Source organism: Blastococcus sp. SYSU DS0617, assembly GCF_054051075.1.
The window spans coordinates 21,798-41,063 of sequence record NZ_JBJHAO010000016.1 but is presented as its reverse complement, the minus strand read 5'-3'; the positions used below and the strand labels follow the sequence as shown (position 1 = coordinate 41,063).

The 19,266-nt window shown below is 73.9% G+C and carries 15 protein-coding genes; 9 read left to right on the top strand and 6 right to left on the bottom strand.

The genetic code is table 11. The features are described from left to right. Positions 1-5: 5 nt before the first annotated feature. The 6 genes from ACI793_RS16180 to ACI793_RS16155 form a co-directional block, all read right to left on the bottom strand. Positions 6-569 carry a dihydrofolate reductase family protein gene (locus ACI793_RS16180; RefSeq protein ID WP_456607395.1) on the bottom strand — a complete coding sequence of 188 codons (564 nt, stop codon included), beginning with the start codon at positions 567-569 and terminating at the stop codon, positions 6-8. A 78-nt stretch (positions 570-647) separates the two neighbouring features. Further along, on the bottom strand, positions 648-1,238 hold the full coding sequence (locus tag ACI793_RS16175; RefSeq protein ID WP_456607394.1) for a hypothetical protein: 591 nt from the start codon (positions 1,236-1,238) through the stop codon (positions 648-650). A gap of 318 nt (positions 1,239-1,556) precedes the next feature. After that, positions 1,557-2,168, bottom strand: a complete 612-nt coding sequence (locus ACI793_RS16170; protein WP_456607393.1) for a hypothetical protein — start codon at positions 2,166-2,168, stop codon at positions 1,557-1,559. 250 nt (positions 2,169-2,418) lie between these two features. Beyond that, positions 2,419-4,044: a phospho-sugar mutase gene (locus ACI793_RS16165; protein WP_456607392.1), complete on the bottom strand. Its 1,626-nt coding sequence runs from the start codon at positions 4,042-4,044 to the stop codon at positions 2,419-2,421. Positions 4,045-4,060: 16 nt separating this feature from the next. Beyond that, positions 4,061-4,879, bottom strand: a complete 819-nt coding sequence (locus ACI793_RS16160) for an NAD-dependent epimerase/dehydratase family protein (protein WP_456607391.1) — start codon at positions 4,877-4,879, stop codon at positions 4,061-4,063. Beyond that, positions 4,876-5,688 carry a purine-nucleoside phosphorylase gene (locus ACI793_RS16155; RefSeq protein WP_456607390.1) on the bottom strand — a complete coding sequence of 271 codons (813 nt, stop codon included), beginning with the start codon at positions 5,686-5,688 and terminating at the stop codon, positions 4,876-4,878. The genes ACI793_RS16160 and ACI793_RS16155 overlap by 4 nt, the downstream gene beginning before the upstream one ends. Before the next feature lie 153 nt (positions 5,689-5,841). Between ACI793_RS16155 and ACI793_RS16150 the strand changes: the two genes are divergently transcribed. The 9 genes from ACI793_RS16150 (at position 5,842) to ACI793_RS16110 (ending at position 19,262) form a co-directional block, all read left to right on the top strand. Next, positions 5,842-7,047 carry a glutamate--cysteine ligase gene (locus ACI793_RS16150; RefSeq protein ID WP_456607389.1) on the top strand — a complete coding sequence of 402 codons (1,206 nt, stop codon included), beginning with the start codon at positions 5,842-5,844 and terminating at the stop codon, positions 7,045-7,047. Continuing rightward, positions 7,044-8,336: an amidohydrolase gene (locus tag ACI793_RS16145; protein ID WP_456607388.1), complete on the top strand. Its 1,293-nt coding sequence runs from the start codon at positions 7,044-7,046 to the stop codon at positions 8,334-8,336. The genes ACI793_RS16150 and ACI793_RS16145 overlap by 4 nt, the downstream gene beginning before the upstream one ends. After that, positions 8,333-10,270: a methylmalonyl-CoA mutase subunit beta gene (locus ACI793_RS16140; RefSeq protein ID WP_456607387.1), complete on the top strand. Its 1,938-nt coding sequence runs from the start codon at positions 8,333-8,335 to the stop codon at positions 10,268-10,270. The genes ACI793_RS16145 and ACI793_RS16140 overlap by 4 nt, the downstream gene beginning before the upstream one ends. Then, positions 10,267-12,510, top strand: coding sequence for a methylmalonyl-CoA mutase (scpA, locus tag ACI793_RS16135; RefSeq protein WP_456607386.1), 2,244 nt, complete (start codon positions 10,267-10,269; stop codon positions 12,508-12,510). The genes ACI793_RS16140 and scpA overlap by 4 nt, the downstream gene beginning before the upstream one ends. 18 nt (positions 12,511-12,528) lie before the next feature. Then, positions 12,529-13,554: a methylmalonyl Co-A mutase-associated GTPase MeaB gene (meaB, locus tag ACI793_RS16130; RefSeq protein WP_456607385.1), complete on the top strand. Its 1,026-nt coding sequence runs from the start codon at positions 12,529-12,531 to the stop codon at positions 13,552-13,554. A gap of 77 nt (positions 13,555-13,631) precedes the next feature. Further along, entirely contained in the window at positions 13,632-15,143 is a 1,512-nt protein-coding gene (gene mptB, locus ACI793_RS16125) for a polyprenol phosphomannose-dependent alpha 1,6 mannosyltransferase MptB (protein WP_456607384.1), read from the top strand. Positions 15,144-15,178: 35 nt separating this feature from the next. Further along, complete coding sequence (locus ACI793_RS16120; RefSeq protein WP_456607383.1) at positions 15,179-15,943, top strand: polyprenol monophosphomannose synthase; 765 nt, start codon at positions 15,179-15,181, stop codon at positions 15,941-15,943. A gap of 92 nt (positions 15,944-16,035) precedes the next feature. Continuing rightward, positions 16,036-17,439, top strand: a complete 1,404-nt coding sequence (locus tag ACI793_RS16115; RefSeq protein ID WP_456607382.1) for an NAD(P)H-quinone dehydrogenase — start codon at positions 16,036-16,038, stop codon at positions 17,437-17,439. Positions 17,440-17,543: 104 nt separating this feature from the next. Next, entirely contained in the window at positions 17,544-19,262 is a 1,719-nt protein-coding gene (locus ACI793_RS16110) for a hypothetical protein (RefSeq protein WP_456607381.1), read from the top strand. Positions 19,263-19,266: the final 4 nt, after the last annotated feature.

The window sequence follows — 19,266 nt, the reverse complement described above, 5'->3', positions numbered from 1 at the left end:
CGCGATCAGCGGTCCCGTTCGTACCGCAGCATGACGACGCCGTTGCCGAAGGCCCGCGTCTCCACCAGTCGCAGGTCGGCGGGCATGCCCTCGGACTCGAACAGCCGGCGGCCGCTGCCCACGAGCACCGGGTTGACGAAGATCCGGTACTCGTCGATCAGGTCGTGCCGGCGGAACGCCTCGGCCAGCACCGGTCCGCCCACCACCATCTCCCCGCCGGGCTGCGCCTGCAGCGCCCGCACCTCCTCGGGGACGACGTCGCGCACCACCGTGGCGTTGGGGCCGGGGGTGTCGAGGGTCCGCGAGTAGACGATCTTCGGCATGCCTCGCCAGATGTCCGCGAACTGTTTCACCGCCGGCGAAGCGGTCGAGTCCTCGTCCGCCGTCGGCCAGAATTCCTCCATGAGTTCGTAGGTCACCCGGCCCTCGAGGAAGGCGCTGCTCTCGGCCAGCTGCTCGTTGAAGAACGTGTGGAGCTCCTCGTCGACCCGGTGCCAGCTGATGTCGGCGTCCGGCCCCTCGAAGTAGCCGTCGAGCGAGATCCCCAGGTGCAGCACGATCTTCCGCATGTCTGTCTCCTCCCGGGCCGGGCGACCCTCGGTTCTCTGACCGGGGCGGGCGCGCCCACTCATCGGTGGCGCCGGCGGTCAGTCGAACGGGTTGGTCAGGACCGGGCGCGCCTGGAGGACCTGGAAGGTGACGGGTGGGCCCTCGGTGGTGGTGCTGCCGGGGACGGGGACGGTGAGGCCGCCGTCGACGCTGAAGGTGGCTGTCCAGGTGGTGGTCAGCGAGGCGGTGTAGCTGCCGCTGGCGTAGTCGTGGCTGATGGTGTGGTCCGGGTAGGGGGCGCCGGGACTGGCGGTGGTGAGGTCGGTGCCGTCGCCGGTGTGCCAGGTGAAGCTGGTGGCGGTGGCGGTGATGTCGACGGTGAAGCCGCGGATGTCGAGCGTGAACGTCTGGGTGGTGGGCCCGTCGGTGAAGAAGATGACGGGCAGGCCGACCAGTCCGTTGCCGGGTGGCTGCTGCTTGGTGGGGAGCTGGGGGAGCGGCAGGGTCTGGAAGTAGCGGAACACCTCAGCCGGCGACGGTGCGGGGTTCAACGCCGTGATGTCGACGCAAGCTCGTTCGAGCCGTTCCCAGGGTCCGACGGGCGTGCCGACAGGGGCGCCACCGGTGGGAAATCCGTCGATGGTGGTAGTGCCGTCCGGCCCGGTGATCGCCAGCCGGCGCTGCTCCATCACCAGATCCTCGACCACGCGGTCGGGCGGGGCGGGGCACTCGATGTCGTCGCTGGGACGACATGCCCCGGTCTCCCTGTCGTTGACGACGCAGGGATCGGAGAGTTGGTACGTGTACGGGTGCTCGGCGGGAGCACTGTTGGTGGCCGCCCAGCTGCCGCCGGGAGCTCGTGCAATGTACGAAGCTGTCAGGCTGCCCTCGCCGGTCGCAACATCGGGTCCGTTGCAGACGTAAGTCGTGCAGGCGGCTTCGGCCGCCCCCGGGAACGCGCAGAGAAAGACTCCAAGGAGGAGTCCGGCGGGTGCTCGGCGCATGACTCAACCGACCGTCAGGTTGGACACCAGCCAGGAACTAAGGCCGCTATTCCAGATCAGGATCATGCCGGATTGCAGGTCTTCTGCGGCTTGGCCGGCACGCGCTGGTACCTCCTGGCCGGAGGCATCAAGCACGGTGTACGAGCTCTGACTGAAGAGGAACCCGATCTCAGCGCTCTCGTCATCAATGAGTGGCGGGCCGAGTTCTTCGAAGGTCGTACTGTTCCCCAGATACGTGTAACCGGCTGCCCGGTCTTCGGCAAGCGAACGGGCGATCCGCTCGCAGAGACGGCACTCGTCGGTACTTAGGTCGAGTAACACGTCAGACGCGACTCGGCCCTCACCGATCTTGACTCCCAACATCATGTAGTACTCGGCGAAAGCCAGCGCTCCGTCCGGCGTCTTGGCTCGCGCTTCTGCGGGAACGGGGAAGTCCGCGGGCCCGAGCGGCGGCAAGGCCTCCTTAGAAGGAGCGGCGCTGCTGGTCGACGGCAGGCTCCGGCTGGCCTCCTGCTTCTCCGAGCAACCCGTGAGCGCCGCGCAGCCGGCGACGAGGCAGGCCGTCAGCCGCAGCGTCCAGCGTCGCATCACGTCGTCTCTCCCCGAGTTGATCACCGGTCGCCGGAGACTACGCAGAGCAGCAACGGCTCTGCACCCCTGACCTGTGGAAAACCGGACGGCCGCCGTCCAGGTTCATGCCAGCGTGTGACTCCCGCGATGGACGGAGTCAGAGGAGCAGGCATGAGCGTGTGGGACCGGTACGTGCGCCGAGGACGGCCTCCTGTGCCGTCGCGCCGTCCTCGCCTGCCCGCTGTGCTGCGCCGGAACAGGGTGCCGGCGTGACCGCCGGCCTCGGCCGGGGCCGCTACAGACCCAACGCCGCCGACATCTCCGCCCGCAGCTGGTCGAGCTCGTCCTCGCCCCGCCCGCGCGCGGCGATCAACCCCGCGTCCTGGTGCACCGGCACCACGGTCTCCAGGTAGGCCTTGAGCTTGGGCTCGGTCCCGCTGGGCCGCACGATCACCCGCACCCCGTCACCCAGCAGCCGCACCGCGTCGACCGGCGGGTCCTCCAGTGCCAGGTCGGCGAACGCCACGTCGCGCCCCAGCAGCGTGGCCGGCGGATCCGTGCGCACCCGCGCCATCGCATCGGAGATCACCGACAGGTCCTCCACCCGGACCGACAGCTGCCCGGTCGCGAACAACCCGTGCTCCTGCGCCAGCTCGTCCAGCCGGTCCACCAGCGTCCGGCCCGACTCCTTGAGCTCCGCGGCCAGCAGCGAGACCGCCAGCGCGGCCGAGATGCCGTCCTTGTCCCGGGCCACCGACGGCGACACCGTGTACCCGAGTGCCTCCTCGTAGCCGTACACCAGCGGCGCCGAGTCCGACCCGGCCCGCATGATCCACTTGAACCCGGTCGGGGTCTCCTCGGAGGGGACTCCGTGCGCAGCGGCGATCACGTGCATCAGCGAGCCGCTCACCAGCGACGACGCGTAGGTGCCGCGCACCCCCCGCCGCAGCATCCAGTCGGCCAGCAGTGCACCGACCTCGTCCCCGGTCAGCTGCCGCCCGTCGCAGACGACGGCGCAGCGGTCGGCGTCGGGGTCCTCCGCGATCGCCACGTCGGCACCGGTCCGGGCCGCCAGCGCCTTGAGCAGGTCGGTCGCTCCTGGCTCCTCGGGGTTGGGGAAGGCGACGGTGCGGAACGTCGGGTCCGGCTCGTCCTGCTCCGGCACGCTCACCGGCTCGGCCAGCCCGGCGGCCGCGAACACCGCCCGCGTGGTGTCGGCGCCCACCCCGTGCATCGCGGTGTAGGCCACGCGCAGCGAGCCTCGGGACGGGACGCGCGAGGGCTCCAGCGCGGACACCACCGCCGAGACGTAGTCGGCGGCGACGTCGTCGCCGAGGGTGAGCCACTCGTCGGACAGCGGCACCTCGCGCGCCGGCCCCACCGCCGCGATCGCGGCCTCGATCTCCCGGTCGACCGGGGGCACCAGCTGCGCGCCGTCGCCGAGGTACACCTTGTAGCCGTTGTCGTCGGGCGGGTTGTGGCTCGCGGTCACCATGATCCCGGCCACGCACCCTAGGTGCCGGACCGCGTAGGACAGCACCGGTGTGGGCAGCGGCCGCGGCAGCACCTGCACCGCGAAGCCCGCCCCGGCCAGCACCGCCGCCGAGATGCGCGCGAACTCGTCGGACCGGCGCCGGGCGTCGTAGCCGATCACGATGCCGCCACCGGCCGAGCCGGTGCGGTGCAGCCACGCGCCCAGCCCCGCGGCCGCCCGGGTGACGACCGCGGCGTTCATCCCCCCGGGCCCCGCCCGCAGCGGCCCGCGCAGCCCCGCCGTCCCGAAGGTGAGCGGGCCGGCGAACCGGGGGCCGAGCTCGGGGACGTCCCCGGCCTCGACGAGCGCGAGGACCTCCGCGCGGTCGCCCTCGTGCGGATCGGCGTCGGCCCACGAGCGGGCGGTGGCGAGCAGGTCGTCGGTCATGCCGGAAGGTCGTCCCTCACGCGTCGAAGTTCTCGGAGTCGTAGGCGGCCGTGGTGAACTCCCCGCCCACACGGGAGTGCACCGGGTCGGCCAGGTCGGGCTCGCCGTGCGCCGCGACCAGCGCCTCGGCGTACACCTCGGCGTCGTCGGCCGGCTGGTAGCCGAGCGCGCGGGCGGCGGTGAGGTCCCACCAGTTCCGGGTGTTCGCCGAGACGCCCCACACGACGGCGAACCCCGGGGACGGCGCCCGGAGCGCGGCGTCGACCAGGCGCACGGTGTCGCCGGGGGAGAGCCACGTCGACAGCTGCCGGGTCGTCGTCGGCTCGGGGAACGCGCTGCCGATCCGCAGGCAGACGACGTCGAGTCCGTAGCGGTCGGCGTAGAGGGAGCCGAGCGCCTCCATCGTCACCTTCGAGACGCCGTAGTAGGTGTCCGGCCGGGGCGGGGCGTCCACCTCGCGCAGCAGGCCGCCGTCGGGGCGCGGCGTGTATCCGGTGGCGTGGTTGCTGCTCGCCAGGACGACGCGGCCGACGCCGGCCCGTCGCGCCGCCTCGAGCGCGCAGTACGTGCCGTCGATGTTGGTGTGCGCGATCGCCGGCCAGGTCGACTCGGAGGCGATCCCCGCGAGGTGCACCAGCGCCTCGGCGCCGCGCGCCGCCTCGACCATCGCCGTCAGGTCGGTGATGTCGGCGACGAGGTGCTCCTCGCCGGGGCGCGGCTCGGGCACCGGGACGACGTCCAGGCTGCGCAGCGCCCAGCCGGCCTCGGGCAGCCCGCGGCGCAGCACCGTGCCGATCAGCCCGGCCGCGCCGGTCACCAGGACCGGCCCGGTCATGACGGGAGCCGGCCGATCAACTGCACCAGGAACTGGCCCAGCCGTCCCGCGGCCTCGCGGCCGGCCGCGATCACCTCGTCGCCGTCCAGCTTCTCGCCGGTGACGCCGGCCGCGGCGTTGGTGACCAGCGACAGCCCGAACACCTCCAGGCCCGCGGCCCGCGCCGCGATCGCCTCGAGCGCCGTCGACATGCCCACCAGGTCCGCGCCCATCGTGCGCAGCATGCGGATCTCGGCCGGGGTCTCGTAGTGCGGGCCGGGGAGCGCGGCGTAGACGCCCTCGGTCAGGGCCGGGTCGAGCCGCCGGGCCAGCTCCCGCAGGCGGGGGGAGTAGAGGTCGGTGAGGTCGACGAAGTCCGCGCCCACCAGCGGGGAGCGGGCCGTCAGGTTCAGGTGGTCGGCGATGACGACGGCCTGGCCGACCCGGTGCTCGGGTGCGAGCCCGCCGGCGGCGTTGGTCAGGACGACGGTCTTCACGCCGGCCGCAGCCGCGGTGCGCACGCCGTGCACCACCGGGTCGACGCCGCGGCCCTCGTAGAGGTGGGTCCGGCCGAGGAAGAGCAGCACCTTGCGCTCGCCGACCCGCACCGACCGCACCTCACCGCCGTGCCCGACCGCGGTGGGGGCCGCGAAGCCGGGCAGCTCGCCGATGGCCACGGTGTAGTCGGCGGGTCCGAACGCGTCGGCAGCGGGAGCCCAGCCCGAGCCCATGACGACGGCGACGTCGTGCCGACCACCGAGCGCGGTCGTGAGGTCGTCGGCCGCGCTCGCGGCGATGGACTGGGCGTCGGTACCGGGGGGCTGGCTCACGGAGGAACGCTAACGCAGAAACGGCCGCGGCCCCGCTCGTGCCAGGGGAGTGCACGCGGTCGGGCCCGGTCGTCCCGCGCCGCCGATCCACCGCACGGGTGATGCGGGTCGGTCGCCGGGTGGGTGCCGCCGGACCTCCTTAGACTCCCGCAGGTGGAGATCCCTTTCCGGTCGTCCGAGCGGGCCAGCCTGGGCGTCGAGTGGGAGCTGCAGCTGGTCGACCGCGACACGCGTGAGCTGTCGCCCGGCGCGATCGAGATCCTGGAGCAGCTGCGGCCCGAGGCCGCCGAGGAGCACCCCAAGGCCAAGCACGAGCTGTTGCAGTCGACCGTGGAGATCATCACCGGCATCTGCACCACCGTGGCCGAGGCGAAGGCCGACCTGGCCGGCACCCTCGCCGAGGTGGTCGCCGCCGCCGACGAGCGGAACCTGGCGCTCATGTGCGCGGGCACCCACCCGTTCACCGACTGGCAGACCCAGCTCATCTCGCCCAAGGAGCGCTACCTCGACCTGGTCGAGCGGATGCAGTGGATGGCCCGCCGGATGCAGATCTTCGGGGTGCACGTGCACGTGGGCGTGCGGGCACCGGAGAAGGCCATCCCGATCGTCAACGCGCTGTGCCAGTACATCCCGCACTTCCTGGCGCTGTCGTCGTCCTCGCCGTTCTGGGTGGGCTGCGACACCGGCCTGGCGTCGTCACGCACCAAGATCTTCGAAGGCATGCCGACGGCGGGACTGCCCTACCAGCTGGCCGACTGGGCGGAGTTCGAGGAGTACATGGAGACGCTGATCTCCACCGGCTCGATCGACAGCGTCCGCGAGGTCTGGTGGGACGTCCGCCCGCACCCCGACTTCGGCACCGTGGAGCTGCGCATCTGCGACGGCCTGCCCACCCTCGACGAGATCGGGGCGGTGGCCGCGCTCGCCCAGTGCCTGGTGGAGCAGTTCGACACCCAGCTCGACCGCGGCTACACCCTCCCCACCCCGGCGTCCTGGGTGCTGCGGGAGAACAAGTGGCGCGCCTCCCGGTACGGGCTGGACGCCGACATCGTCGTCGACGAGAAGGGCACCGTCCGGCCGGTCCGGCAGGCGATCATCGACCTGGTCGAGGAGCTGCGGCCCACCGCGCGGCGGCTGGGCTGCGAGGCGGAGCTGGCCGACGTGCTGCGGGTGCTCGACGTCGGCGCTTCCTACCAGCGGCAGCGCGCGGTCGCCGCCGCGCACGACGGGCAGCTGGAGCCGGTCGTGGACAGCCTGCTCGCCGAGCTGAGGGACGGGCTCCCCGCGACCGGACCGGTGGGGCGGCCCACCGAACCCGCCCCCGGCCCGGGCGACTGCGCCGGAGGGCACGCGGCGTGAACCCGGTGGTCGAGAAGCTCGGCGCCGCGGTGGACGACTGGGTGCAGGCGCACGAGGCGCAGCTGGTCGCCGTCCGGCGGCACCTGCACGCCCACCCCGAGCTCGCCTACGCCGAGGTCGAGACGACGTCCTTCCTCGAGCAGCGGCTGCGCGAGGCGGGGCTGGCACCACGGCGGCTGCCCAGCGGCACCGGGCTGGTCGTCGAGCTGGGGGAGGGGCCCGGGCCGACGGTCGTCCTGCGCGGGGACATCGACGCGCTGCCGCTGGCCGACCTGAAGGACGTGCCGTACGCCTCGACCCGCGAGGGCGTGTGCCACGCCTGCGGTCACGACGTCCACACCACCGTGGTGCTCGGCGTGGCACTGGCGCTGGCCGCCGTCGACGGGCTGCCGGGCCGGGTGCGCTGCATCTTCCAGCCCGCCGAGGAGACGGTGCCCGGAGGTGCCACCGAGGTGCTCGCCGCGGGCGTGCTCGACGGCGCCACCCGCGCCTTCGCGCTGCACTGCGACCCCTCCGTGCCGGTCGGGCAGGTCGGGCTGCGCACCGGCGCGATCACCGCGGCCTGCGACGGCATCGATGTCACGCTCACCGGCCCCGGCGGGCACACCGCCCGGCCGCACCTGACCGTCGACCTCGTCGACGCGCTCGGGCGGTTGATCACGGAGCTGCCCGGGCTGCTGTCGCGCCAGGTGGACCCCCGCGCCGGGATGTCGCTGGTCTGGGGGTCGGTCGACGCGGGGGTCGCCGCCAACGCCATCCCGCAGCGCGGCATGCTGCGCGGCACCGTGCGGGTGCTCGACCGCGACGCCTGGCAGGGGGCGGAGGAGGTCATCCGCTCGCTGGTCGCGAAGGTGGCCGCCGCCACCGGCGCCGCCGTGGAGGTCGACTACGTCCGCGGCGTCCCGCCGGTGGTGAACGACCCCGGCTCGGTGGCGCTGCTGCGCACCGCCGCCGTGGAGACGGTGGGTGCCGAGGGCGTCGTGCTCTCGCCGCAGAGCATGGGCGGGGAGGACTTCGGCTGGTATGCGGACCGGCTGCCGATCGCCCTGGCCCGGCTGGGCACGCACGGCGGGGGAGAGCCGCTGGACCTGCACCGGGGCACCTTCGACGTGGACGAACGGGCGATCGCGGTGGGGGTCCGGCTGCTGGCCCGCGCGGCGCTGCACGCACTGGAGGCCGACGCCGGGTCACCCGCTGGGGTCGGTGCACCGCCACCCGGCCGCACGGGCCGGCACGCCTCCGGAGACACTGCAGGCAGACGAGCCGACGAGGAGTCCCACCGAGGATGACACCCGACCAGCAGAGCAGCGCCCCGGCCCCGGCGACGGCCGACGCACAGGTCCCCAGCGAGCACGAGGTCCCCGCGGACCTCGGGCTGGCCGCCCAGTTCCCCGGCGTCACGCGCGACCAGTGGCGCGACCTGGTCGCCGGCGTGCTGCGCAAGGCCGGCCGGCAGGAGCTCCCCGAGCCGGTCGAGGAGGCGCTGCGCCGCCCCGTCGCGACCGGCATCACCGTCGCCCCGCTGTACACCGCCGAGGACGCCGGTGACCTGCCGACGGCGGTGGGGGTCCCCGGGCTCCCGCCGTTCGTGCGCGGCGCCCGGCCCTCCGGCGGCCCCGCCGGGTCGGCTGAGGTCACCGCCTCCGGGGGTGCCCAGGGGGGCGCCCCCGGAGGCTGGGACATCCGCCAGCGGCACGCCCACCCCGACGTGGCCGTGACCAGGGAGGCGATCGCCGCCGACCTGGAGAACGGCGTCACCTCGCTGTGGCTGGTCGTCGGCGAGGGCGCCGTGCCGGCCGACCGGCTCGGCGACGTGCTCGCCGACGTCTACCTCGACCTCGCCCCGGTGGCGGTCACCGGCGGGATGCCGGCCGCGGAGGCCTTCCTCGCCCTGATCGACGGCCGGGACGACGTGGCGCCCGGTGGGTCGCTCGGGCTGGACCCGCTCGGGGTGGCAGCGGCGACGGGCGAGCCGCAGGACCTCTCCGGCCTGGCCGACGTCGCCCGCCGGGCCGCGGCCCACCCCGGCCTGCGGGCCGTCGTCGTCGACGGCACCGTCTTCGCCGACGCCGGGGCGTCGGCCGTCGAGGAGCTGGGCTGCTCGCTGTCCGCCGGCGTCGCGTACCTGCGAGCCCTCACCGAGTCCGGGCTGAGCGTCGACGAGGCGTTCGGCCAGCTCGAGTTCCGCTACAGCGCGAGCGCCGACCAGTTCACGACCATCGCCACCTTCCGCGCGGCCCGCCGGCTGTGGGACCGCGTCGGCGAGGTCAGCGGAGCCGCGCCCGAGGCGCGCGCCCAGCACCAGCACGCCGTCACCTCCTCGGTGATGACGACCAAGCGCGACCCATGGGTCAACATGCTGCGCACCACGGTCGCCTGCTTCGCTGCCGGCGTGGGCGGTGCCGAGGCCGTCACCGTGCAGCCCTTCGACGCGGCGCTGGGCCTGCCCGACGCCTTCGCCCGCCGGATCGCCCGCAACACCCAGAGCCTGCTCGTGGAGGAGGGCCACCTCGCCCGGGTGCTCGACCCGGCCGGTGGCTCCTGGTACGTCGAGTCGCTGACCGACCAGCTGGCCCGGGCCGCCTGGGACTGGTTCACCGAGATCGAGCGGGCCGGCGGCCTGGCCGCGGCGCTGGACTCCGGCCTCGTCCGCGAGCGGATCGCCACCGCCTGGGACGCCCGGGCGCTGCGGCTGGCCACCCGCGCCGACGCCATCACCGGCGTCAGCGAGTTCCCCAACCTGACCGAGAAGCTGCCGGAGCGGCAGCCCGCGGCCCAGCTGCACGCCGGCGGCGGACTGCCCCGCGTGCGGGCGGCGCAGGAGTACGAGGCGCTCCGCGACGCGGCCGACGCCGCGGGGGAGCGGCCGGCGGTCTACCTCGCCACGATCGGGCCGATCGCGCGGCACACCGCGCGGGCGAGCTTCGCCGGCAACCTGTTCCAGGCCGGCGGGCTGGCCACCCCGGCCGCCGACGGTGCCGACGGCCTCGCCGGCGCCGGCACGACCGTGGCCTGCATCTGCGGGACCGACAAGGACTACGCCGAGTCGGCGGCACCGCTGGCCGCCGCCCTGAAGGAGGCCGGCGCCACGCAGGTGTGGCTGGCCGGCAAGCCCGACCTCGCCGTCGACGGGGTCGACGGGTACGTGTACGCCGGATGCGACGCCCTGGACGTGCTCCGCACCGTCCACGCGCAGCTGGGTCTCGAAGGAGTGCAGGCATGACCGGTATCCCCGACTTCGGCGGCGTCGAGCTGGGCCGCCCGGCCGCGACTGGCCGGGCGGGTGGGTCGTCCGACTACGCGGCGTGGGCCAAGGCGTTCGAGGAGACGACGGGCCGCGGCGTCGAGGAGGCGAGCTGGGAGACCCCCGAGGGCATCGCCGTCCCGCCGCTGTTCACCCCGGCCGACCTGGAGGGACTGGACTTCCTCGAGACGCTGCCGGGCCTCCCGCCGTTCCTGCGCGGGCCCTACCCGACGATGTACACGACCCAGCCGTGGACGGTCCGGCAGTACGCCGGCTTCTCCACCGCCGCGGAGTCCAACGCCTTCTACCGGCGCAACCTGGCCGCCGGGCAGAAGGGGCTGAGCGTCGCGTTCGACCTGCCCACCCACCGCGGCTACGACTCCGACCACCCGCGCGTGGTGGGCGACGTCGGCATGGCAGGCGTGGCCATCGACTCGATCCTGGACATGCGGCAGCTGTTCGACGGCATCCCGCTGGACAGGATGAGCGTCTCGATGACGATGAACGGCGCCGTCCTGCCGGTGCTGGCGCTCTACATCGTCGCGGCCGAGGAGCAGGGCGTGACGCCCGAGCAGCTCACCGGCACGATCCAGAACGACATCCTCAAAGAGTTCATGGTGCGGAACACCTACATCTATCCGCCCAAGCCCTCGATGCAGATCATCAGCGACATCTTCTCCTTCACCTCGAAGGAGATGCCGCGCTACAACTCCATCTCGATCTCCGGCTACCACATCCAGGAGGCCGGGGCGACGGCCGACCTGGAGCTGGCGTACACGCTGGCCGACGGCGTCGAGTACCTGAAGGCCGGCAAGGACGCCGGGATCGACGTCGACGCGTTCGCGCCGCGGCTGAGCTTCTTCTGGGCCATCGGGATGAACTTCTTCATGGAGGTCGCCAAGCTCCGCGCCGGGCGGCTGCTGTGGGCCCGGCTGGTCAAGGAGGCCGGCGCGCAGAACCCCAAGTCGCTGGCGTTGCGCACCCACTCGCAGACCTCGGGCTGGTCACTGACCGCCCAGGACGTCTACAACAACGTCGTCCGTACCTGCCTGGAGGCCATGGCCGCCACCCAGGGGCACACCCAGTCGCTGCACACCAACGCTCTCGACGAGGCGCTGGCGCTGCCCACCGACTTCTCCGCCCGCATCGCGCGCAACACCCAGCTGCTGCTGCAGCAGGAGTCGGGCACCACGCGGGTCATCGACCCGTGGGGCGGCTCGGCCTACGTCGAGAAGCTGACCTACGACCTGGCCCGCCGCGCCTGGGCGCACATCCAGGAGGTCACCGAGGCCGGCGGCATGGCGCAGGCGATCGACGAGGGCATCCCCAAGCTGCGCATCGAGGAGGCCGCGGCCCGCACGCAGGCCCGCATCGACTCCGGCCGCCAGCCGGTCATCGGCGTGAACAAGTACCGGGTGGAGGCCGACGAGGCCATCGAGGTGCTCAAGGTCGACAACGCCGACGTCCTCGCGCAGCAGAAGGCCAAGCTCGAGGAGCTCCGCGCCTCCCGGGACGGCGGTGCCGTCACCGAGGCGCTGCGCCGGCTCACCGACGCCGCGCGCGCCGCGGCCGAGGGACGGCGGGACAGCGGACTGGACTCGAACCTGCTCAAGCTGGCCGTCGACGCCGCCCGCGCCAAGGCCACGGTCGGCGAGATCTCCGACGCGCTCGAGGAGGTCTACGGGCGGCACGCCGGCCAGGTGCGCACCATCTCCGGCGTCTACCGCGACGAGGCGATGGCCGGGCGCACGGCGGGAGAGGACAGCCCCATGGAGGAGACCCGCCGCATGGCCGAGGCGTTCGCCGACGCCGAGGGACGGCGCCCCCGCATCCTGGTCGCCAAGATGGGCCAGGACGGCCACGACCGCGGCCAGAAGGTGATCGCCACCGCCTTCGCCGACCTCGGCTTCGACGTCGACGTGGGTCCGCTGTTCCAGACGCCGGACGAGGTCGCCCGCCAGGCGGTGGAGGCCGACGTGCACGTCGTCGGCGTCTCGTCCCTGGCCGCGGGCCACCTCACGCTGGTCCCCGCGCTCAAGGAGTCGCTGGCCGAGCTCGGTGCCGACGACGTGCTGATCGTCGTCGGCGGCGTCATCCCGCCCGACGACGTCCCGACGCTGAAGGAGATGGGCGCCGCGGCGGTCTTCCCGCCCGGCACCGTCATCGCCGAGGCCGCCCAGGAGCTGCTGCGGACGCTCGCGCAGCGCCTGGGTCACTGAGATGCAGGGTCACTGAGCATGGCGCGTGAGGTGGACGTTCCCGCGCTCGTGGAGGGGGTGCTCGCCGGCGACCGGCGGGTGATGGCGCGCGCCATCACGTTGGTCGAGTCGCGCCGGGCCGACCACCGCGAGCGGGCGCAGGAGCTGCTGGTCGGGCTGCTGCCGCACGCCGGGGGAGCGCGTCGCGTGGGCATCAGCGGTGTCCCCGGCGTGGGCAAGTCGACCTTCATCGACCAGCTCGGCGTGACGCTGACCGCCGCGGGCTCGAAGGTGGCCGTGCTCGCCGTCGACCCGTCGTCGGCCCGCTCGGGCGGGTCGATCCTCGGGGACAAGACCCGGATGTCCCGGCTGGCCGTCGACCCGAACGCGTTCATCCGGCCCTCGCCGACGTCGGGGACGCTCGGTGGCGTCGCGCAGGCGACCCGGGAGTCGATGGTCGTGGTGGAGGCCGCGGGCTACGACGTCGTCCTGGTCGAGACCGTCGGCGTCGGGCAGTCGGAGATCACCGTCGCCGAGATGGTCGACTCCTTCCTCTTCCTCACCCTCGCCCGCACCGGCGACCAGTTGCAGGGCATCAAGCGGGGGATCCTGGAGATCGCCGACGTCATCGCGGTGAACAAGGCCGACGGCGACGGCGCACCCGCCGCCCGCAAGGCGGCGCGCGAGCTGTCCCAGGCGATCCGCATGCTGCGCGGCCACGGCGAGACCTGGGACGTGCCGGTGCTGACCTGCGCCGGGCTCAGCGGGGAGGGGCTGGACGAGGTCTGGGCCAAGCTCGTGGAGCACCAGGACCGGATGACGAACTCGGGGGAGTTCGACCAGCGGCGGCGCAGCCAGCAGGTCCGCTGGACCTGGCAGCTGGTGCGCGACGGGCTGGAGCACGCCCTGCGGAGCCATCCCGGTGTCCGCTCGGCGGCGCCGGAGCTGGAGAAGGCGGTGCTCGCCGGTGAGCTGACGCCGGCCCTGGCCGCCCGCCAGATCCTCGAGACGTTCTCCTCGGGATCACCTGCCGACGGTGCCGGGGGGTCCCCACCGCGCTGTTAGTCTCTGCCCGCCTGCCGGTCCGGTGGCGGGAACGACGACGTACCGGCACAGGGCCGGTTCACGGGAGCAGTCAGGAGATGGCCGTCAGCACGAGCGTGGCCGGCACGACCGCGACCGCAGCGTCGTCCGGCCCGTCCGTCCGCCCGCCCCGGTCGGGCGCCGTGACCGCCGTGATCCTCGTGGTCAGCGCCCTCCTCGGCGCTGCGGGCACCGCCTACCTGGCCGTCGCCGGCACCAGCCTGGGCGAGCAGCTCGATGCGCCCGACCTGTGGTTCCGCGAGAACCACCCCGCGCTCCGCCCGGTGGAACTGGGCTTCGAGACCGCCCGGTCGTGGAGCGCGGCTGCGCTCGGGATCTGGGTCGTCGCCTGGCTGCTGGCCGGGCTGGCCGTCCGCCGCGGCGTCGCCGTCCGGTGGCTGCTGGCGGTGGGGGTGTTCTGGTCCGTGCCGCTGCTGATCGGGCCGCCGCTGTTCACCGCCGACCCGTGGTTCTACACCGCCATCGGTGCCGCCGTGCAGAACGGGGTCGATCCCTTCGAGTACGGGCCCGGGGTGCTGGGCGACGTCGAGTCGGTGCGGGGCGCGGAGAGGTTCTGGCGGTTCAGCCCGACGCCCTACAGCCCGCCCTTCGTCGTCCTCCTCAGCGGGCTGTCCTGGTTGTTCGATCAGAACCTGCTCGCCGTGCTGGCCGCCATCCGGGTGCTCTGCGTGGCCGGCTGGGCCGTCTGCGCGCTCATGGTCTGCCGGATCGCCCAGCGCCTGGGCGGCAGCCCCGCGGTCGCGATGTGGCTGGGCGCCATCAACCCCCTGGTGCTCGTGCACCTGGTGTCGGGCAACCACAACGACGCGCTCATGCTGGCCCTGCTCCTGCCGGGGCTGCTCCTCGCCCTGTACGACCGCCCGCTGCTGGGGATCCTGCTGTGCGTGGCCGGTGCCGGCATCAAGGCCACCGCGCTCGTCGCCGTGCTCGTCATCGGCGTGGACTGGGCGCAGCGCCAGGAGGGCTGGCCCGCCCGGCTGCGCGCCCTGGCGCTCGCCGGTGGCCTGGGTGCGGGGGCCTTCGCCCTGTCCGTCCAGCTCACGGGCTGGGGATGGGGCTTCCTGGACAACCTGGACGTGCCGGGCAAGGCGCTGGAGTCGCTGACCCCGACGACCGCCCTGGCGTTCGCCCTGGACGTCGACGACCCACCGATCGACGGGGCGCGGGTCGCCGGCGTGGTGGTGGCGGTCGTGGTCAGCCTGCTGTTCCTGACCCGGCTCCGCAGCTGGGGCCTGGTCCGGGTGACCTCCTGGATCGCCCTGACGGTGATCCTCACCGGCTCGGTGGTGTGGCCCTGGTACCTGGTCTGGCCCACGATGCTCTTCGCCGCGGCCGGTGTGCTCGCCGAGCGGCTGGTCGTGGTGGCGTGGTCGGTGCTGATGCTGTTCACGGTGCTGCCCGGTGGGCACTCGGTGAGCGACCTGTACTCCCGCCCGCTCGCCGACCAGGTCTCCCTGGGTGTCCTCGGGGTGGCTCTGGTCGCCGGGCTGGTCCACGTGCTCCGGAGCCGCCGGCGCAGACCCGATCCGATGCCCGGGCCCGCCCGGTGACATCGGCCCCCGTTCCCCGCGAGAGAAGGAAGAACGTGCGCATCCTGGTCGTCACGCCGACCTACAACGAGGCGGAGAACGTGCGTCAGCACGTCGAGGCCGTGCTCGCCCGGCCGGCCCGGCCCGACGTCCTCGTCGTGGACGACGGGTCCCCCGACGGCACCGCGGACATCGTGCGCGCCCTCGCGGAGGAGCACCCCGGCCGCGTCCACCTGCTGGAGCGCTCGGGGAAACAGGGCCTGGGCACCGCCTACGTCGCCGGCTTCCGGTGGGCGCTGGCCGAGGAGCGCTTCGACGTCATCGTGCAGATGGACGTCGACGGCTCGCACGACCCGCGCTCGATCGACGACCTGCTGGCGGCGATCGCCGACGCCGATCTGGTCCTGGGCTCGCGCTACGTGCCGGGGGGAGCGGTGGCGAACTGGCCGTGGAGCCGGCGCACCGTCTCCTGGGTCGGCAACCTCTACGCCCGGACCGTGCTCCGCACGAGGACCCGCGACTTGACCGGCGGCTTCAAGGCGTGGCGGACCGAGCTGCTGGCCCGGCTGGACGTCGACTCCTTCGCCGCCAACGGCTACGGCTACCAGATCGAGACCACCTACCGCGCGCTGCAGGCGGGTGCGCGGATCGTCGAGGTGCCCATCACCTTCCGCGACCGGGAGCTCGGTGAGTCCAAGATGAACACGGGCATCGCCGTGGAGGCGGTGTCGGCCGTCTGGCGCATCCGCCTCAACCCGGCGCCGTCGGCGCGTCCCGCCGGATCGGCGGGTTCCGGGGACGACGCGGCCGGGCGCGGCTGACACCACCTCCGCCCCCGGACGGGGCTGGCACCCTTCCGCCCCTCGGGCGGGGACAATGGCCGACGACGCCCGTTCCAACCCGGAGAGGACCCATGACCCGCATCGTCATCATCGGCGGCGGACCGGCCGGCTACGAGGCCGCGCTGGTCGCAGCCCAGCTCGGTGCGCAGGTCACCGTCGTCGAACGCGACGGCATCGGCGGCGCCAGCGTGCTGACCGACTGCGTCCCGTCCAAGACCCTCATCGCCGCCGCGGGCGCCATGACCTCGGTCCACGACTCCGCCGTCCTCGGCGTGCACGGTGCCGAGCCCGCCGCCGTCGGACTGGACCTCGCCGCGGTCAACCAGCGCGTCAAGGGCCTGGCCGTGGCCCAGTCCGCCGACATCCACTCCCGGCTGGCCGCCGAGGGCGTCCGCATCGTGAGCGGGCACGGCCGGCTCTCCGATGCGATGCGCGGCCTCGCCGCGCACCGTGTGCAGGTCCTCGACGCCGCGGGCGAGGTGACCGAGGAGCTCGAGGGCGACGTCGTCCTCATCGCGACCGGGGCCGACCCCCGCGTGCTCCCGGGCGCCGAGCCCGACCACGAGCGCGTCCTCGACTGGCGCGACGTCTACGACCTCGTCGAGATGCCCGAGCACCTCGTCGTCGTCGGGTCGGGTGTCACCGGCGCGGAGTTCGCCTCCGGGTACCTGGAGGCCGGCGTGCCGGTCACCCTCGTCTCCTCCCGCGACCGGGTGCTGCCCGGCGAGGACTCCGACGCCGCCGAGGTGCTGGAGGAGGTCTTCCAGTCCCGGGGCGGCCGGCTCGAGCGCGGCCGGGCGGCCGGTGTGCGCCGCACCGACAAGGGCGTGGTCGTCGAGCTGACCGACGGGCGCACCGTCGAGGGCTCGCACGCCCTGATGACCGTGGGCACCGTCCCCAACACCGGCGGGCTCAACCTGGGCAACTGCGGGGTGGAGCTCACCGAGGCCGGGCACGTCGTCGTGGACCGCGTCTCGCGGACCTCGGTGCCCGGCGTCTACGCCGCGGGCGACGTCACCGGTGTCTTCCAGCTCGCCTCGGTGGCGGCCATGCAGGGTCGCATCGCCATGTGGCACGCCCTCGGCGAGGCGGTCATGCCGATCAAGCTCAAGACGGTGGCGGCCAACGTGTTCACCCACCCGGAGATCGCGACCGTCGGGGTGCAGGAGCAGAGCCTGCCCGAGTACACCGACGTGGACGTCGTCCGGTTGCCGCTGGCCACGAACGCGCGCGCCAAGATGAGCGACCTGCGGGACGGCTTCGTGAAGCTGTTCGCCCGCCGCTCGACCGGCGTGATCATGGGCGGGGTCGTCGTGGCGCCGGGCGCGTCGGAGCTGATCCTGCCGATCGCGCTGGCGGTCACCAAGGGGCTGACGGTCGCGGACCTCGCGCAGACGTTCGCGATCTACCCCTCGCTGTCCGGGTCGATCACCGAGGCCGGCCGACGGCTCATGGGGGCCGACCACCTGGCCTGAGCCGGGCGAGACCGGTGCGCCGCTCGGGGCGGATGTGACGGCTGCTCGGCTTCATTCCCGCGCACCGGTGCCGACGCGCGCGGAGCCCGCCGATGCAGGAGGGGATGTCTGCCGCCCCTGCTGTCCGCCGTTCCTCGTCCCTGCTGCGCGCGCTGGTCGTGGCCGGCGCCGTCGCCGTGGCGACGGCGGGCCCCGTGGCCGGCGTGGCCGCCGCCGAGGAGCCGGCCGGCACGTCCGTCGTCGGCCGGCTCGTGCAGGCGTGGGCGGAGCCGGAGCCCGAGGAGGGGCACGCCGCCCACGGCGAGACCGCGGCCCCGCTCAGCTGGGTGGAGACCGCCGACGGGGCGGTGCGCGTCCCGACCGAGGACCTTCCGGGGGTCCCGACCGGCGCGACCGTGGAGCTCACCGTCGGCGGGCAGGTGCGCGACGAGGGCGCCGAGGAGCACGGGCTCGACCCGGCGCAGGAGGTGCTCAGCACCGACTCGGTCACCCCGGCGAGGACCGTGGCACCGCTGCGGGGCCGCGTCACCAACCAGATCACCGTCGTCCTCGTCGCGCCGGCGGGCACCCGCCCCGATGCCGGGGTGGCGGCCGGTGACGTCGCGCGGATGGTCGACGGCACGGTGGCGGACTTCTGGTCCGAGCAGACCGCCGGTGCCGTCCGGTTCGGGGTGGCCGCGAGCCACGGGTGGATCAGCACCGCCGCCGGGTGCGCCGAGCCGACGGCCCTGTGGGACGAGGTGGCGGACGCCGTCGACTTCGAGGCCGGCCCCGGCAAGCACCTGATGCTCCACCTGAGCAGCGCGACGGCGACCCAGCCCGGCTGCTCCTACGCCCTCGCCGAAGTGGGGGCGGGGCCCGGATCGGGCGGCCGGCTCTACGTCCGCGACACCCTGCCGTCGGTCATCGCGCACGAGCTGGGCCACAACCTGGGGCTGGGCCACTCCTCGGGCCTGCAGTGCGACGAGACGGTCGAGAGCGGCAGCTGCCGCACGACCGGCTACCGGGACTTCTACGACGTCATGGGCGCCTCCTGGCGGCAGCTGGGCTCGCTCAGCGCCCCTCAGGCGGCACAGCTCGGCGTCCTGCCGGCCGCCGCACTGCTCGACCGGGACGTGCACGACGCCCCCGCCTCGGCCGTCCTCACTCCGGCGGGCACCCGCACCGGCACCCGCGCGCTCCGTCTCACCGACGCCGAGGGCACCGCCTACTGGCTGGAGTACCGCACGGCGACCGGGGCCGACGCCTGGCTGGGCCGTCCCGCCGAGAACCGGTACGCCCTGCAGACCGGTGTCCTGCTGCGCCGTGCGTCGGAGTTCCCCGACACCACGGTGCTGCTCGACGGCACTCCGTCGCCCACCGAGGGCTGGGCCGGCGACCTGCAGGCCGCACTGCCCGTCGGCGTGCCCGTGACGCTCTCCGGCGGGGACTTCACCGTCACGGTCCGGTCGCTGACCGCCGGCCGGGCCACGCTCGACGTGGTGCCGACTGCGACGCCGACGACGGCGCCCGCCCGTCCCGCCCCCCGCGAGGAGGGCACGGGACAGCTGGTGGCGGGCGCGGGCGACTCCGCCGCGGCCGTCGCAGCGGCACGGGTCCCGGCCGCTCCGGACGCCACGGTGGAGGACGTTCCGGCGGTGACGCTCCGGGCGCCGGCCCTGCCGACGGCTGCTGCCGCGGCCGCTGCCGCTCCCGCACCCGCGCTGGACCCGGCGGCCGGGTGGACGTCGACCGGCAGCCTGTGCGTGGCCCTGTCCGTCGCCGGGCTGGCCGGCATCGCGCTGCTGGTCCTGCGGCGGTTCCGCCGGCTGCCGACCCGCTGACGCG

Excerpts from the sequence above, each read along its gene's own strand:
- ACI793_RS16180 (WP_456607395.1), bottom strand. The coding sequence starts at position 569 with ATGCGGAAGATCGTGCTGCACCTGGGGATCTCGCTCGACGGCTACTTC.
- ACI793_RS16175 (WP_456607394.1), bottom strand. The coding sequence starts at position 1,238 with ATGGAGCAGCGCCGGCTGGCGATCACCGGGCCGGACGGCACTACCACC.
- ACI793_RS16165 (WP_456607392.1), bottom strand. The coding sequence starts at position 4,044 with ATGACCGACGACCTGCTCGCCACCGCCCGCTCGTGGGCCGACGCCGAT.
- ACI793_RS16160 (WP_456607391.1), bottom strand. The coding sequence starts at position 4,879 with ATGACCGGGCCGGTCCTGGTGACCGGCGCGGCCGGGCTGATCGGCACG.
- ACI793_RS16140 (WP_456607387.1), top strand. The coding sequence starts at position 8,333 with ATGACACCCGACCAGCAGAGCAGCGCCCCGGCCCCGGCGACGGCCGAC.
- scpA (WP_456607386.1), top strand. The coding sequence starts at position 10,267 with ATGACCGGTATCCCCGACTTCGGCGGCGTCGAGCTGGGCCGCCCGGCC.
- meaB (WP_456607385.1), top strand. The coding sequence starts at position 12,529 with ATGGCGCGTGAGGTGGACGTTCCCGCGCTCGTGGAGGGGGTGCTCGCC.
- mptB (WP_456607384.1), top strand. The coding sequence starts at position 13,632 with ATGGCCGTCAGCACGAGCGTGGCCGGCACGACCGCGACCGCAGCGTCG.
- ACI793_RS16115 (WP_456607382.1), top strand. The coding sequence starts at position 16,036 with ATGACCCGCATCGTCATCATCGGCGGCGGACCGGCCGGCTACGAGGCC.
- ACI793_RS16110 (WP_456607381.1), top strand. The coding sequence starts at position 17,544 with ATGTCTGCCGCCCCTGCTGTCCGCCGTTCCTCGTCCCTGCTGCGCGCG.